Genomic DNA, 16,073 nt, shown 5'->3' with positions numbered 1-16,073 from the left:
CTGGTTAACCAGGCGGGCCGTTGGGTTTCTTAGTGTCCGTGAGCTAAGTAGCCAGCACTCCATAGAAAGCAGCCAACAGTCGTTGCCTACTTCTTAGCGCACCGGTTACTGGCTTACTACCTACTACTTATTACCTACTTAGCCGCGGGGCATTGAGGTGCCGGGACGACCAGTAGGTTTTTCGGGGCGAAAATCTTCGCTCACATTATCCATGTCGAGGAAATCGGTGAATGTGTCGCCGCGCAAACCCAGACGGATGGTTTCCAGGCTCACAATTTCGTTGGGGGCAATGTTGCCCAAGTTTACGTTGGGGCCCAGCAGCTTAATAAACCACACTTGCTGCGCCTTCTGTGGAGCTTCCCACAGAATTTTCTCGAACGGAATCTGGGTCAGAATTTCCTCTACAAGGCCCGAACGAACTTCACCGGTGCTGCGAAATAGGCCCACATTGCCAGCTTCACGCGCCTCACCAATTACCTTGATGGCGCCGGCTTCCAGCTCGGTCTTCATCTGTGAAATCCACTTATAAGGCGGGATAATCTTCTCGGCATCCTTCGACCCTACTTCCGACAGTACCTTCACGTCTTTGGCTAGCTCCCGAATGTAGTCCAGCTTCCGGTCGTGGTTGAGGTCGATAGACCCGTCCGATACTTCGGCGTACTCCATCCCGAACTCAGACAGCAACCGCCGATAATCATCGAACTGATTACGGATGATAAATGCCTCGAACAAAGTGCCTCCGAAATACACTGGAATACCGGCCTCTTTATACACCGCCAGCTTGCGTTTCAGGTTGGGCGTCACGTAGGACGTGGCCCAGCCTAGCTTCACAATGTCGGTATACGGGGCCCCGACTTCCAGAAAGTCTTCGGTTTCGCGCACGCTCAAGCCTTTGTCCATCACCATGGTAAAGCCTTGCTCACGAGGTTTTTCAGTCCGCTCGGGCAGTTGAGAAAGATTGTAATTCATTCTGTATGGGTCTTAGAATCTTACGGGCTTGCGGCCGGTTGGGGAAGCCCGCTCTGAAAATGCTGCGTCAAAAGTAGCCCTGAATTTTATAAAGCAGCGCCGTTAAAGCAAAAGGCGCCCCACTAGGCAGTGAGGCGCCTTCTTTAATTGTAACCTATCATCAGATGCCAGTATCTGAAACCAAGAACAGCAGAGCGGCTACTTTCGATACTGGTCGATCAGGCGGGACAGTGCTTTCTGCGACTCCAACTCCGGGAAGTAGTCGAATAGCAAGCGGTGCTTGTCGAAGTCCAGTACCAAGGCGTTTTCCAACGTTTCGTAGGCTTCACGGTAGCGGCCAGCGGCCAGCAGGTAGGCGCACAGGCGGTAGTGCAGTTCAGCCTCGGCGGGCTGTACCTCCACTGCATTGCGCATCAGGTCAATGGCACCGCTGAAATTACCTTGCTCGTACAGGATGATGCTCCAGTTCAGCCACGCATCTTTGCTGTCGGGGGCTACTTCAGTGGCTTTTTCATAGGCTTCCAGGGAGCTGACCACGTTGCCCACTTGGTATTCGGCGGCGGCCAGGGCCAACCAATATTCCACGCTTTCGGCGTACAGCTCCACTGCCTTTCGGAAAAAGTGAATGGCTTCGAAGTGGCGCTCCTGCTCGTTCATGATGATGCCAATACCAAACCATGCCTCGTCCATAGTTGGGTCTTGGTCGATGGCCCGCTGGTAGAACCGGCGCGACAGGTCCCACTCGCGCAGTTTTTCGTAGCACTCGCCAATGTTGCAGAGCGCCTCCGGGGTCGGCTGGCCTTCCTCGTAGCTTAGTTCGAACTCCTGAATGGCTTCCCGGTATTTCTCCTGGCTGACGTAGGTGCTAGCCAGATAGGCATGTGCCTCATAGAACTTAGCATCAATTAGGATGGCATAATCGAAAGCGCCAATGGCTTTATCAAATTGCTCCAACCGGTAATACGCCTGGCCCAAATTGTACCACGCCACCGCCGAGTACGGGTCATCGTCGGTGAAGCGTTGGAAGAAGTCAAGGTTGCTTTCCAGCCGCTCACTTACTTCCAGGCAGTACAGCAGTTCCTGCACGGCCACGTCGTTTTCGGCGTTCAGGCGCAGGCTTTTCTTATAATACTTGGCCGCGCTCTTGAACTTCTGCCAGCTTTGGTACGCTAAGCCTAAGTTGAAGTAGATATCGTCACGGTCAGGCGCCCGCTCGGCAGCTTGCTGAAAAAACGCCACGGCCTCGGCAAACTCACCTTTCTGGGTGGCAATAATGCCACGCGTAACGGCCACATCGGGGTTGTCGGGGTCGAGTTGGGCTACATCTTCAATCTGGGTGGCCGCGGCGGTGTACTCGCCTTTCATGGCCAGCACTTGCGAGCGGTCAATCAGCAACTCGGTGCTGAAAGGATATTGGGCAATTGCAGCTTCGCAGGCTTGTAAGGCCTTGTCGTATTGAGTGTTGGTGGTATAATGGTCGATTATATTCTCGAAGTCGGCCAAATCAAAAAAGACAGGCTCATTGTTGGCTACCATCCGCTCGAAACGGCGCACGGTGTCCAGAACCTCGTCTCGATCCTCAAAATTTTCATTCATTCTCATTCAGCTACAATCAAGTACCGAACCGTCAAAACGGCAGTTCAGTGCACTTTATTCGGGTAGAAACTCCTTGCAGGAGGGTGATGGCCTAATATACAACAACCGCACCGGAGCCCGGCAAGTTCTGGTAGAGGCGCTTTCCGGGCCTCACATTGCAGCTTGCTCCGCTGCTTTCAGTTCTTGACAGCACCACGCTATGGTTTCCGAGAGCGGCCTAAACGGCTGGCCGGTTGCCTGCTGCACTTTACCGGCGTTGTACACAACAGGATGGCGGCCGGCGCGAGCTGTATCCTTGGTGATGAGCGGCCGGGCACCCGTTACCAGCGACCGGACGTGCTCCAAACGCCAAATAGTTTCAGCGGCCCACTCCGGCACTTCTATGGTAGGAGGCTTTTTGCCAAAGCAGGTTGCTACCCGACTTAGAAACTCCTGCAACGGCAACGTGCCGCCGTTCAAAATGTACCGTTCGCCGCCGGTGGCACTATCCAGTGTCAGGCGCAGCATCAGCCCCACCACGTCGCGCACATCCACTAGGTTAAGGTTGCCGGGGGTGTAGAAGCTATGCTCCTGCCAAGCGTAGCGAAACAGCCGGGTACTACTGCGCTGCCAGTTGGCGGGCCCCAGAATAACCGACGGATTGACCATCACGGCCCAAAGGCCTTCTGAAATGCCGCGCCATACTTCCAGTTCGGCCAAGTATTTGGAAGTAGCATACGCGCCGTGTGCTGCGCCCAACTCCCATTTGCTGCTCTCGTCCAGCACTTCCGGGCTAGCCGAGACGGTACCAGCGTCCTGCGCCTTACCGCCCCCTAATGCCGCCACCGACGACACATGGCAGAGCCGGACGCCTGCTTGCTCCAGGCAGGCATCTACCACGGCGGCGGTTCCCTCCACGTTCACCTGCAACAATGCTTCTTCGTCTTGGGGCGCGTACGATACCAGCCCCGCACAGTGAAAAACGTGGGTTACGCCTTCCAGAGCGGCTTTCAGAAGAGTAGTATCGCGCAGGTCACCTTCCACCCATTCCACTGCGTCGGCAGCTGCAATAAGTGGAATTTCCTTGCGGTAGAGCGCGCGCACCCGTAAGCCGCGGGCTACTAGCGCCGGAATCAGAAAGCTACCTACAAGGCCACTGCCGCCCGTAACGAAAATCATTGCTTGAGGTATTGCAACTCTGAAAGCTGGAAAACTGACTGCGTTCCGCGTTCCAAAACGTTATAAGGTAGAATTGAGCAATGGCAGATCGAGCAGCTTGCGCATATAGCCGGCTGACAAGGTTTTGTCGCGTAGGGTAGTGGTGTGCTTGAGGTTGTGCGCATCCGTGCCTACCATATCCACCATGCGGGCATCAATCAGCTTTTCCGCTAGCCGCTTCGCACCCGACGAGTAATAGCCAGCCAGCGAGTTGAGGTTAAGTTGAAGCAACACCCCGTTGTCGCGCACTTTCTTCAGGTCGTCGAACCGGCCATAGAAGTAGGTATAGCGCTCTGGATGGGCTAATACGGGCTTATAGCCCAGACTTTGCAGCCGAAACACGGTTTCTGACAAGTTGAAAGGCTCGTTGATGTAGCTGGTTTCAAACAACAGATACCGTTTGTCGCCGCCGAAGGTGAGTAGCTCGTCGCCTCGGTCTAGCCGTTTACCAAACCACTCGTCGAGGTAGTATTCAGCCGCACAATGGAGTTCTACGTCTGTCAGACCGGCTTTGGTGGCAGCCTGCTGCATTGCGGCCAACGCCGCCCTGATGCCTTCCGGCGTGTTTTTATAGAAGTCGCCCATAATGTGAGGCGTCATCACCAGCTTCCGGTAGCCCAGCGCCCGTAATTCCCGCAGCAACTCCACTGAGTGTTCCACAGTTTCGGCACCATCATCAAGGCCGGGCAGCAAATGGGAGTGCATATCGGTTCGTAGAGACACCAAGCCGTCAGCCCCCACTAGCGGTGAGGCCTGTTCCACTTTACCGCCAAACCACTTTTGCAGCAAGGATACCATAGCTGAAACCGGTATCAGGAGAAGCGTTTGCGCAAGCGCGTTAGGGTACTGTCCACTGGTTTGGTTTCCTCGTAGTAACCTTGCCCGTAGCCGTAACCATAACCATAACCATACCCGTAGCCATAAAGGCCGCTAGCCCGAGCATCGTTGAGCACGGTGCAAAGCCGAGTGAAATTGTTGGCTCGAATCAGCTTGTTGATGTTCTTGAGGAAGGCTTTTTTGGAGTAGTTGGCCCGCACGATATAAATCGGAATATCAGCTTTACGCATAATCAGAATGCCATCCGTCACCAGTCCTACCGGCGGCGTATCAATCAGAATCACGTCGTATACTTGATGCAATTCAGCCAGCATCTCATCAAACTTCGGACTTAGAATCAGTTCTGAAGGATTAGGAGGTGTCGGGCCAGCCGAAATGAAGTCGAGTGTGGGAATGGAGGTGTGCTGGATGCACTCCATCACGCTGTGCTTTTCGATAAGGATGGTGCTAATGCCCTTAACATTCTCGGCTCCAAAGGCAATGTTCACCTTCGGTTTACGCATGTCCAGGTCCAAAATTACCACCCGCTGCTCCGACAAGGCAATGATGCCGCCCAAGTTCACCGACACGAACGTTTTGCCTTCACCGGAAATGGTAGACGTTACGGATATCAGCCGCTTTTTCTTGGCCGAGCTGATGAAATCCAGGTTGGTTCGGATAGAGCGGATTGATTCGCTGATAGCTGATTTAGGACTTTTGTCCACCACCAGCTTCGACACTGCCATTTTCTCCTTGTCATAGGTTGGAATCACGCCCAGCACTGAGGCCGTAGTAGCGCGCTCCAATTCCCGCACGTTGGTGACGGTGTTATGCATAAGGTAACGCACGGCCATCAACCCCAAACCCAGCGCAATACCGCCCGCCAGCCCAATAGCGTACACCATCAGCCGTACCGGCGATATAGGCGCCGTTGGCAAGCTGGCCGGAGAAAGAATCTGAAAGTCGGGGGTAGTGCCGGCCATGGCAATGTTGAAGTCGGCTTTTTTGCCCATCAGCATTACGTAGGTGTTTTCATAAAGCGCCAGCGGGCGCTTCAGCCGGTCTTCTTCGGTGGCCCTTTCGGGTACCAGCTGCAACTCAGCGTTGACTGCATTCCACTGCTCGTTCAGCTTGGCCAACTGCTTGCCTAGTAAGCGCTGGTTTTGGAGCAAGGTTTGCCGGATGTTATCTTTGGCATACGCAATCCGGTCCTGGCGCGACTTCACTGCCTCGGTAGTTTCCCGGTTGGAGCGTTCTACCCGCCGCAGGTCGAGCAGCAGGCCGTTCAGGTCGCTGAGCTGCTGCGAGAGTTGTGGGTCGGCTAAGGTAGTCAGCCCTGGAATACTTTGTTCCACGGTTAGATCTTCGCGCGTAGTAATGTTGCCACGCTCGACCCGTCCTGTCAAATCGTTGAGTAATACCCGCTTTTCTTCCAATGCCAGCCGCTCATCATCGAGCTTTTCTACCCGAGTTTTCAAATCCGTCACGCTCGAGCGAACGTCGTACGTTTTAGTACGACGAACAAAATCCTGGAAATTTTCGGCTGCGCGCTCTAAGTTCTGGCCGTTCTCATTGAGTTGCTGATCCAGAAATTTCAACGTCTGGGCACTAGCTGCGCGTTTTTGAGCCAGCTTTTCCTGTAGATACACCGTGTCAATCCGGTTGACGATGGCGCGGGCCTTATCGGGATTGAACTCTAGGAAAGAAATCTGGATGGTATTAGCACTAGGATTTACTATTTCTACCAGCAGGTTCCGGTCGAGGTAGCTATTAATAGCACCTTCGTCGTTGATAATAAAGTGGTAGCTCCGTTCCAGTACTTCCGAATTGAAATGGATGGTCGGTCGTACAACCAGCGTCATGCCTACAATCTGGAATGGTTTACCAACAACCTGAGTGCTACTTTGCTCTTGCCCACCTAACAAGTAGCTGATTTGAAACTTCTGAGGGCTTACGAATTTTAGATTGAACTTGGTATTGTATACAATACCGCCGCTGTATTCAACTTCGAATGGCGATAAGCCATACAGTTCTGATTCCAATACTGTGCCCTCAGCATAGTAGTTTACGTTAAGGTCCAGTGAGTCGCGTAGCCGACGATAAATAATGTTTGATTTGATTAGCTCGACTTCTCCTGACAGTTTGTTGATACTATGTTGGTTATCAGCAGATCCGAGTGCGCCACCTAGACCTAGTGCGCCAGCTTCAGTCTTTTCGTCAATCTTCAACAGAGACGATGACTGGTAGACAGGTTTAGTATAGCGCAGAAACAGCCAAGAACCAGTAAGACCCAACCCGATAAGCAGTAATAGCCACAGCAAGCTGCGCCGTGCCACTAACAACAGTGTGTCAAGGTCGAGGCTATCCCCCTCATCGGTAGGCTCTGCTTCCGCAACAGGGGCATTTGGCACCCCACCGGTGGCATTGCGGATCAGTTCTTCCAGTTCGGCGTTTTCGTTAACGGCCATCTAAATGAATAAGAAGTTTAGCACAAACAGCTAAATTACGGATAGCCGTTTACTAGAGAGTTCTGGAGATACTAACAATAGCCAGCAAAGTACCAACCACTGCACTGAACAGTGTTATTACTGGGCTAGCATCAACCAAAGCATCAGAAACAGGGCGACGAACAGGTTCTACGTAAATAATATCATTGGGCTCTACCTGCAAATTAGCACGACGCATCCCGTTAATAGTAGTTAAATCCACCTGCTCTACCTGAGGGTTCTTCAGGTCGCCGCGGATGATTCGGATATTAGAAGCCCTACCTCCAGAACGATACAGCGAACCACCACCAGCGTTATTTCCACTACCTCCACCATCAATACCGCCAGCAGCAGCCAGCACTTCAATCAGGTTCATATTGTCGTTTACGAGCGGAATAATTTTACCGCCCGGTGAGCCCAATACCACCACTCGGCTGTTGGTTACACGGGTTACCACAAATACTCCTTTATAGAACTCTTCATAACGCACTTTTAGCACACTATCAGCCTGCAAGAGAGTGTAGCCGGTTATTTTGATTTGGTTGATAAGTGGTAGGCGCACGGTACCATCTGTCTGCACTGTAAACTCCGAGTCGCCGGAGGGCGATGCGGCTTGCCCGGCGTTGGTAGCCAGCGTACGGCTGCCGTTGGTGCCCGTTGGGAGCATACCTGCTGGCGCTCCAAATTGCAGTTCACCATTAGGGTCGATGATTCGCTCGCCGTTATTGGTATACACCCGCACCGCCAGTAAATCGTTGGGCTGAATGATATAGTTCCGATTCACCCGATTTACTACGCCGCGTAGCTTCATTGTATCCAGCCCTTTACCGTCGCTGAGGCGGAACATGGTGCGCTGATTGTACACACGCGTAGTTCCGCAGGCTGAAAGCAGCAGCAGAATCGGCACGCATAAGGACAGGAGGCGGGAAATAGAATAGAAGGCGGATTGTCGCATGCAGACGGAGGCAACCCAGGGAAGCCGGAAAAGTGAAAGGACGCGCCCTGGCGGGGCAGCGTCCGGGTGGGGTAAAAACTCCTAAAAACCTTCAAAGTAACCTAATTGGCGCCGCCTTTCAAAATTGGCGGTCCTAGCCGGAATCCTATACTTGGCCGGAGCCGGAGCAAAATCGTACTTTCACGAACCCAAAGCTGCTCCTGAACAGTTACTACCCTAAATCCCACTCTCTTACCTCTTTTGCCCATGGAACTGGTCGCCACTGAAAACCAGACAATGATTGCCCAGATGGTGCGTGACTTCGGTGCGCAGCATATTAAACCCCACATGATGAAGTGGGACGAGTCACAGGAATTTCCGATTGATGTATTTCATAAGTTAGGCGAACTAGGCCTGATGGGCGTACTGGTGCCGCAAGAATACGGTGGCTCCGGCTTCGGCTACACAGAATATGTAACGGCCATTGTGGAACTGTCGAAAATCGATGGCAGCATCGGGCTGAGCATGGCTGCTCATAACTCCCTCTGCACTGGCCACATCCTGCAACACGCTTCCGAAGAGCAGAAAAGCAAGTACCTGCCCAAGCTGGCTTCCGGCGAGTGGATTGGCGCTTGGGGCCTCACTGAGCCCAACACGGGTTCCGACGCCGGCAACATGCGTACCGTAGCTGTTGCCGATGGCGACCATTACGTGCTAAATGGCGCCAAGAACTTTATCACCCACGGCAAGTCCGGTAATGTGGCCGTAGTTATCGCCCGCACCGGTGAAGTTGGTGACTCGCACGGCATGACGGCCTTTATTGTGGAGCGCGGCACCCCTGGGTTTGCGGCGGGCCGTAAGGAAGACAAACTAGGTATGCGCGCCTCGGAAACCACCGAAATGATTTTCACCGATTGCCGCGTACCCAAGGAAAACGTAATTGGTAAAGTGGGCGACGGGTTCGTACAGTCGTTGAAGGTGCTGGATGGCGGCCGGATCAGCATTGCGGCGCTGAGTTTGGGCATTGCACAAGGCGCTTACGAAGCAGCCTTGCAATACTCGAAAGAGCGGCAGCAATTCAACCAGCCCATCAGCAACTTCCAAGGTATCGGGTTCAAACTAGCCGATATGGCTACTGAAATAGAGGCGGCTTCGCTGCTTACGTACCGGGCGGCCGACATGAAAGACCGAGGCTTGAACGTGAATCAGGAATCGGCAATGGCTAAGCTGTACGCGTCGGAAGTGGCGGTGCGGACGGCCAACGAGGGCGTGCAGATTTTTGGTGGCTATGGCTATACCAAAGATTATCCAGCCGAAAAATATTACCGAGACGCCAAGCTTTGCACCATCGGTGAGGGCACTTCCGAGATTCAGAAATTGGTTATTGCCCGCACATTGCTGAAATAACAATCTTGGATTAGACGGTTTTCACGCAGATTCTGAAGATTTAAATAGCCTTTAACTTTGAAATCTGCGTAATGCGTTTTTAATCTGTGAAATCCATCATTATCTTTGCGGCCCTTCAAAGCTGAATTTCAACTCCCCTGAACATATGATCATCGTACAAATCAAAGACAACGAGTCGGTTGACCGCGCGCTGAAGCGGTTCAAAAAGAAGTTTGAGCGCACGGGCGTTCTGAAAGAGCTGCGTCGTCGCACGTTCTTCCAGAAGCCTTCTATCACCAACCGTAAGCAGAAGCAGAAGGCCATCTACAAGCAGGTGACCTACGGCAACGACGCCAACGCGTAGTCTTCGCCCCGTTACGAATTAAACCGGCTAAGTTGCTTTAGGGCACTTCAGCCGGTTTTTTCGCGTCCGAGTATTTCGATTTTTTTCCTGCCTTGAAATCCATACATTGGTTGTCCAGCCTCAGCGGTTGGCACCCGATGTATGGATTTATTTTTCAACTATCTCCGGTCGGAGCGGCGCTATAGTTCGCACACGCTCCTGTCCTACCAGACGGATTTGCGTCAGTTTGCTGCGTATCTGCAAGCCACGTATGAGCTAACGGACCTCGCCGAAGCCGACCACACCCTTATTCGCTCATGGGTGGTGACGCTGATGCAGCAGGACCTCGACCCGCGCACCGTCAACCGCAAGATTGCCTGCCTCCGCTCCTACTTCAAGTTTCTGCTAACTACAGGCCGTATCAGCCGAAACCCCATGCTGCGCATTAAGGCCCCCAAAATGGCCAAGAAGCTACCCGACTTTGTGCCGGAAGAAAGCCTGAACAGCCTGCTGAACTCGTTCGAGTTTCCGGACACGTTTGGGGGCGCCCGCGACCAGCTGGTACTGGAACTGCTTTATGGTACCGGTATCCGCCTTTCCGAGCTGATTGGCATTGCGCCCGATGACGTGAACTTATACGGGCAAACGGTGCGCGTAACCGGCAAAGGCAACAAGCAACGGCTGGTACCGCTCAACCAAAGTTTACTAGCTGTGCTAGAGCGCTATATAGCTTTTCGTAAGCGAGAAATAGGTGCTATCGACAACACCAGCGCGGCGCTCCTCGTTACAGACAAGGGGGAGCCGATGTATGAAAAGTTGGTTTATCGGACCGTGAAGCACTATTTGAGCCAGATAACCACCGCCTCATCACAACAGCACCCACACGTTCTGCGCCACTCCTTTGCCACGCATCTGCTTAACAAAGGCGCCGACCTAAACGCTATTAAAGACTTGCTTGGCCACGCCAACTTGGCGGCTACTCAGGTTTACACTCACTTGTCAATCGACAAGTTGAAATCGGTTTTTGAACAGGCCCATCCAAAGGCCTGAGTTGTGTTCCTTTTTCTAATTTAACCCCTACCCCTGATGAAAGTACAGATGCATTCGGTTCATTTTGACGCCGACCAAAAACTGCTCGACTTCATCCAGAAGCGCCTCGACAAGCTCGAAACTTTCTATGACCGTGTCACAGAAGGTGAAGTGATTCTGAAGCTGAACAACAAAGATGGGATTGACAATAAAACCGTAGAAATTAAGCTCCTAGTACCGGGCGCTACGCTTTTCTCGCAGGAAGATGCCGCTTCATTTGAAGCCGCCGCCGATGCCGCTGCTGACAGCCTGAAACGCCAGATTACCAAGCATAAAGAGAAAATAATGAGCCATTAATTATAGCTATTAGCCATTGGCTGTTAGCTTTTTCAACAAAAAGCCCCATCTGAGAAGTCAGATGGGGCTTTTTGTTTTCTGTTGGGTTACTGCCAACTTCAAGCGGCTGCAAATTAGTAGCCGACAGCTAATGGCTAACAGTAACAGAACTACAAACCGAATTCAGCCTTGATTTTATCAACGTAATCGAGCTTTTCCCACGTGAAGGTTTCCACGGTGCGGATGGTACCATCGAGGTTCTGTACCTGCTTGCTGCCGGGCTGGCGCCCCATGTGGCCGTATGCCGCCGACTCAGCGAAGATAGGGTTGCGCAAGCCCAAGCGCTGCACAATAGCGTAAGGGCGCAGATCGAACAGCCGCTGCACTTTCTCGGCAATCTGGCCGTCGGTGAGTTTCTGGCCGTTGGCGCCAGTGGCTTTGGTGGTACCGTAGGTAGTAACGAACACGCCTACTGGCTGCGCTACACCAATAGCGTAGGCTACCTGCACTAGCACTTGGTCGGCCACGCCGGCGGCTACCAGGTTTTTGGCAATGTGGCGGGTGGCATATGCGGCCGAGCGGTCTACTTTCGAAGAGTCTTTACCGGAGAAAGCACCACCACCGTGGGCGCCCTTGCCACCGTAGGTGTCCACAATGATTTTGCGACCCGTCAAGCCAGAATCACCGTGCGGGCCACCGATTACGAACTTGCCAGTGGGGTTGATGTGGTGGATGATGTCGGCGGTGAAGAGAGCCTGCACGTCGGCGCTGAGCTGAGCCTTCACCCGCGGAATCAGGATGTTCTTGATGTCTTCGGAAATAACGGCCAGCATCTTGGCCTCGTCGGTATCGAAGTCGTCGTGCTGGGTACTTACCACGATGGTTTCGATGGCCTCAGGCGTGTTATCGTCGGCGTATCGGATGGTTACCTGGCTTTTAGCGTCGGGCCGCAGGTAGGTCATTTCCTTGCCTTCATTGCGGATGGCAGACAGTTCGCGCAGCAAGCGGTGCGACAGGTCCAGGGCCAGCGGCATGTAGTTTTCCGTTTCCTTGGTGGCATAGCCGAACATCATGCCTTGGTCGCCGGCACCCTGCTCCTCATCCTTGGCGCGCTCCACTCCCTGGTTGATGTCGGGCGACTGCTCGTGCAGGCGGTTCATCACCTCGCAGGTATCGGCATTGAACAGGTATTCGGGCTTATTGTAGCCGATACGACGGATAACGTCGCGGATAATCGGCTCGGCATCTACGTGCGCCTTCGATTTGATTTCACCAGCTACCAGCGCGAAGTCTGTTGTAACGAGGGTTTCACAGGCGACTTTCGAAGCGGGGTCCTGACGCAGATATTCGTCGAGGATGGCATCAGAAATCTGGTCGGCTACTTTATCGGGGTGGCCCTCTGAAACAGATTCAGAAGTGAACAGGTACGGCATCAGAAGTAGTTGAATGGTCAGCTGACGGGGCCGGTAGCCCCCGCCCTGCCGTTGGGCAGGACCGCAAAGCTACGAGTTTTATAAAAGTGTGAATCATTTCAGTTAGAATTGCCTGCCTCCTATATTGGAAAATCTTACTTAGCGGTTGAGGTTGCCTATACTTGGGCAATATTAGATTATCAAGATTATACTTGTTAAGAGTTCAAGCACGCACGTATGCGGTACGGAATTATTGGCTTGCTGTGCTTATGGGCACAGGCCGCTTGCAGCCAGTCTTTTGAGCCTGGCTACTTAGTACTGACTTCTGGCGACACATTACGTGGAGAACTGGAAAATGCTTTTTGGAAGGATCCGCCCAGTGTAGTGCGGTTCCGAAGGCCCCATGGTTCGGCCAGCTCCCTACCCAGCCCGGCAGCTAAAAAGCGTGTATTTGGCTTCTGGCCGGCTCATGCGCCATGAGTTGCTGCCCGTTGACCGATACGCCGAAACCCGCTACAGCTTCTTGAACTACGGGGATGTGCGGCGGCAAAAGCCAGATTCGGTGCTGGCCGATGTGCTGGTGCTGGGCCCGGCATCTTTGCAAGGAGCCAGCCTGGAGGGAACAGAGCATTACTGGGTGCAGCGCCACGGCCAGCCGCACCTAGAGCTTAGCGGCCGGAGGTACCTAGGCCTAGTTAATGGGGGTGAGGAGCATCATTGATGCCAACGACTACCAAAGCCAGCTCCTCGTGTATTTTGGTGATTGTGAGGCCTTAGTCAACCTCTTACCTACCACTCCTTTCACTGCCGAGGCCCTTCAGCACCTAGTGCATACTTATAATCAGCAGTGCTCAGGACAGGCACAATCTGAACAGGTTATCCGGTCGGCTACGCCCCAGCGCGGTACTATAGCGGTACGAATTGGAGTATTGGGTGGGGTCCGTTATAATTCCTTGCGTTTTAAGGCTGCTGACAAGACCCGTGGAGCACTCGATAGGCTGAGTGCCGATAACTTTCCCCATCTGCAAGGCGGCATGTACCTTGATATTGTGAACTCCGGACGGCGGCTGGCCTGTCATACTGCAGTGCTGGCCACCACTTTCGGCCGAATAAATCCGGTGAAGTTTTCGGGCAGTAGCTCGGCAGCGGGTAGCTTTGCTTGGCGGGGTGCCCAGGCATATTTGCAGTTTGGGCTGCGTGGTTTCCTGCCGGTGGGCACCGACTACCAGGTGGTAGTGGGGGGCGGTACGAGCTGAACGTATTTTGGCCCCAGACTTCCCGGCTGTCTTCCCTTGGCAGACAGCAGTATTTCCTAGACCGGTTCTACGGCACTCCACTGCCTTATCTGGAAGCCGGCATCAAGCGCGACCGGCTGATGCTGACGCTCAACGGCCGAATATATATGGAGAACACCTACTTCTACTACAATGGTAACAAGGCTTCTAATTACACTTATCTGCCTTGAAGCCTGAGCCTAATGGTAGGGTATCGGCTCAATGCAGACTCCGATGCTGCCACTTCGAAACGGTAGTACTAGGAGTGTTGCTCTATTAGAAAACAATACCACCAACATAGAAAAGGTCCTCACCAATGGATGAGGACCTTTTCTATGTTGAAAATTGATGCTTTAGGTGGCTGCTTACTTCACCACTTCCAGCCAGCTTTTATATGATTCGCGGACGCCGGCGCAGTTGGTGTATTCCAGCAGGTAGTAATACATGCCACCACTGGCTTCGGCAGCAGTCCAAGTATCGCTTTGATCATGGCTGTTGTATACACGCCGGCCCCAACGATTGAATACTTGAAAGTGGAAATTGTCTAGTGAGGGAGTAATCGGAAGGTTACTGTAGCGGGGAATAGGCACGAACAGCACATCATTAAGCCCGTCACCGTTAGGCGTAATAACGTTGGGTATGATTCGTTCTTTGCCTACCTCAAAGCGGCTGGTGCTCACGCATCCATTGGCCGTGGTGTAGGTTATGGTATAGGTACCCACCGTGGAAGCGGCCAGATTGACAAAGCCAGTAGCAGCATCAATGGAGAGGCCGGTTGGGGCTGAAAAGCGGCTACCGGTAGCTGGCGTAATGGTCGGCACGGCATTAGGACCATTTTTGTAGAAGGGTGGGCACGTGTAGCTCAGCACGGTGGCAGGTGGCGCAATAGTTACCGTGGTAGTGCCAGTGGCCGGGCACGGCGTGGGAATGGTATACGTCACAGTGTAGGTACCCACTGTGCTAGTAGCCAGGTTGATGGTGCCAGTAGCAGCATCAATGGCCAACCCAGTAGTGCTGCTGAAGCGTCCCCCGGCTGGAGTGGCTACCAACACCGGTGCCGTACCCGACTGGCAGAACGTGGCCGCTGCCCCCTGCGCAACATAGGATACGGCCGCCGTGTTGGGCAATACCGTGGCCGTAACGGCCGCGGAGTTAGTGGATTGTAGCCGGCAAGTAAGGCGGGCGCGGTACTGGGTGGTAACAGTAGGACGTACCGTATAGGGGTTGGTAGTGGCACCGGCAATGTCAGTGAAGGTGGTGCCGCCATCCGTGGAAGCCTGCCACTGGTAGGTGATGCCACCCGACACGGTAGCACCCGTTAGGCCTAGCACTACGGGCTGGCTGGGGCACACACTGGCCGGGCTGGCCGTAGCCGTGCCGCCAACCGGTACGCCCAGGCAGTTGGAGCCTAGGCTAATGCCCATAATGTTCAGCACCGGGTCGGTGGAGGTTTTCGATACGCTCACGCTCTGCACCGATTTGCTGTAGTTGGCTACGACCAAGTTCAGGCGCACCTCATAAATCCGGGGGTCGGTGATGGGGTTGTCGATGCCATCCACGGGGTTGTTGCCGCGGTTCACTCGGCTGCCCACCAGAATAGCCGGTGTGATGGAGCCCCCAAACCAGTCGGGCACTACTATGCTGGGAAATACCTGGTTGGTACCGTCGGTGAAGGTAACGGTGAAGGTTTTGGGTGCAGTGCTGCCGTTACCTTCGGTGGCCAGCACCATCACCTCACTGCACGGCTGCGGGTTGGTGAGGGTAAGCGTGCCGGAGCCAGCCCCATCAATACGCAGGGAGTTGTTGCCGGCGCTGGGGCCCATCTGATAAGTGAGGCCTGGCGTGGTAATACTCCGGAAAAAGCCACTGGGAGGTAGCGCACGGGTGGGCCGCAAACCAGCCGGCGTCCGGAACGTGGAGTCGGCAAAGCACCAGCGCACATCGGAGTTGCCCCTATCAACGGTGTTGGTGGTAGAGCTGATGACGGAGCCCTGGCCGTTGGCAATTACATCGGCAGTGTAGCCGGTAACGGCGGCCGGCACGTAGGTGGTTTGAGCAACGGCCGGCCGGAGGAGGCTGCCGATGCCGAGGGTGAGAGCAAGCGTGAAAAGGCGGGTAGTGGTTCTATTCATGAAGAGGTGGAATAAGATTTTACTATATGGGTGAACCGCAAATAACAATCCACTCTCCCATATAGCAATCCATCTATTTTTATTTCACATCCTTGATATAAAGCCGCTTACGCTATTCAAACCCCACAATATTCAAGTCTGATCCTTTTCGCTTCTTCTAAAT

14 protein-coding genes are annotated in these 16,073 nt (G+C 53.6%); 6 read left to right on the top strand and 8 right to left on the bottom strand.

Annotation, left to right across the window (positions count from 1 at the left end; translation table 11 throughout):
- Positions 1-138: 138 nt before the first annotated feature.
- The 6 genes from G536_RS0102670 to G536_RS0102645 form a co-directional block, all read right to left on the bottom strand.
- Positions 139-969 carry a phosphosulfolactate synthase gene (locus G536_RS0102670; RefSeq protein ID WP_022822038.1) on the bottom strand — a complete coding sequence of 277 codons (831 nt, stop codon included), beginning with the start codon at positions 967-969 and terminating at the stop codon, positions 139-141.
- Between the two features lie 198 nt (positions 970-1,167).
- On the bottom strand, positions 1,168-2,565 hold the full coding sequence (locus G536_RS0102665; protein ID WP_022822037.1) for a tetratricopeptide repeat protein: 1,398 nt from the start codon (positions 2,563-2,565) through the stop codon (positions 1,168-1,170).
- Between the two features lie 150 nt (positions 2,566-2,715).
- Positions 2,716-3,723, bottom strand: coding sequence for an NAD-dependent epimerase/dehydratase family protein (locus G536_RS0102660; protein WP_022822036.1), 1,008 nt, complete (start codon positions 3,721-3,723; stop codon positions 2,716-2,718).
- A gap of 60 nt (positions 3,724-3,783) precedes the next feature.
- The gene (locus G536_RS0102655) at positions 3,784-4,560 is read right to left on the bottom strand and encodes a tyrosine-protein phosphatase (RefSeq protein WP_022822035.1); all 777 of its coding nucleotides are present in this window, start codon (positions 4,558-4,560) and stop codon (positions 3,784-3,786) included.
- 14 nt (positions 4,561-4,574) lie between these two features.
- Positions 4,575-7,046 carry a polysaccharide biosynthesis tyrosine autokinase gene (locus G536_RS0102650; protein WP_022822034.1) on the bottom strand — a complete coding sequence of 824 codons (2,472 nt, stop codon included), beginning with the start codon at positions 7,044-7,046 and terminating at the stop codon, positions 4,575-4,577.
- Between the two features lie 52 nt (positions 7,047-7,098).
- The gene (locus tag G536_RS0102645; protein ID WP_033369490.1) at positions 7,099-8,019 is read right to left on the bottom strand and encodes a polysaccharide biosynthesis/export family protein; all 921 of its coding nucleotides are present in this window, start codon (positions 8,017-8,019) and stop codon (positions 7,099-7,101) included.
- Between the two features lie 246 nt (positions 8,020-8,265).
- On the opposite strand from G536_RS0102645, the gene G536_RS0102640 reads away from it, so the two are divergent.
- The 4 genes from G536_RS0102640 to hpf all read left to right on the top strand — a co-directional run bounded on the left by G536_RS0102640 (position 8,266) and on the right by hpf (position 11,113).
- On the top strand, positions 8,266-9,405 hold the full coding sequence (locus G536_RS0102640) for an acyl-CoA dehydrogenase family protein (RefSeq protein WP_022822032.1): 1,140 nt from the start codon (positions 8,266-8,268) through the stop codon (positions 9,403-9,405).
- A gap of 145 nt (positions 9,406-9,550) precedes the next feature.
- Complete coding sequence (gene rpsU / locus G536_RS0102635) at positions 9,551-9,748, top strand: 30S ribosomal protein S21 (protein ID WP_022822031.1); 198 nt, start codon at positions 9,551-9,553, stop codon at positions 9,746-9,748.
- A 141-nt stretch (positions 9,749-9,889) separates the two neighbouring features.
- Positions 9,890-10,777, top strand: coding sequence for a tyrosine-type recombinase/integrase (locus G536_RS0102630; protein WP_022822030.1), 888 nt, complete (start codon positions 9,890-9,892; stop codon positions 10,775-10,777).
- Between the two features lie 36 nt (positions 10,778-10,813).
- The gene (gene hpf, locus G536_RS0102625; protein ID WP_022822029.1) at positions 10,814-11,113 is read left to right on the top strand and encodes a ribosome hibernation-promoting factor, HPF/YfiA family; all 300 of its coding nucleotides are present in this window, start codon (positions 10,814-10,816) and stop codon (positions 11,111-11,113) included.
- Between the two features lie 149 nt (positions 11,114-11,262).
- On the opposite strand, the gene metK is transcribed toward hpf, so the two are convergent.
- The gene (gene metK, locus G536_RS0102620) at positions 11,263-12,525 is read right to left on the bottom strand and encodes a methionine adenosyltransferase (protein ID WP_022822028.1); all 1,263 of its coding nucleotides are present in this window, start codon (positions 12,523-12,525) and stop codon (positions 11,263-11,265) included.
- A 382-nt stretch (positions 12,526-12,907) separates the two neighbouring features.
- Here metK and G536_RS0102615 point away from each other — a divergent pair, with 382 nt between their 5' ends.
- Positions 12,908-13,225 (top strand): hypothetical protein, encoded by a 318-nt coding sequence (locus G536_RS0102615; RefSeq protein WP_022822027.1) that lies wholly within the window; start codon positions 12,908-12,910, stop codon positions 13,223-13,225.
- Complete coding sequence (locus tag G536_RS32000; protein ID WP_157530342.1) at positions 13,209-13,760, top strand: hypothetical protein; 552 nt, start codon at positions 13,209-13,211, stop codon at positions 13,758-13,760. The genes G536_RS0102615 and G536_RS32000 overlap by 17 nt, the downstream gene beginning before the upstream one ends.
- 383 nt (positions 13,761-14,143) lie before the next feature.
- Here G536_RS32000 and G536_RS0102605 read toward each other — a convergent pair whose 3' ends face one another.
- Complete coding sequence (locus G536_RS0102605) at positions 14,144-15,910, bottom strand: T9SS type B sorting domain-containing protein (protein ID WP_022822025.1); 1,767 nt, start codon at positions 15,908-15,910, stop codon at positions 14,144-14,146.
- Positions 15,911-16,073: the final 163 nt, after the last annotated feature.

The sequence above is a fragment of the Hymenobacter norwichensis DSM 15439 genome, assembly GCF_000420705.1.
Lineage (GTDB): Bacteria > Bacteroidota > Bacteroidia > Cytophagales > Hymenobacteraceae > Hymenobacter > Hymenobacter norwichensis.
The sequence above is the reverse complement of the archived record's forward strand: the minus strand, read 5'-3'. Positions and strand labels throughout refer to the sequence as shown.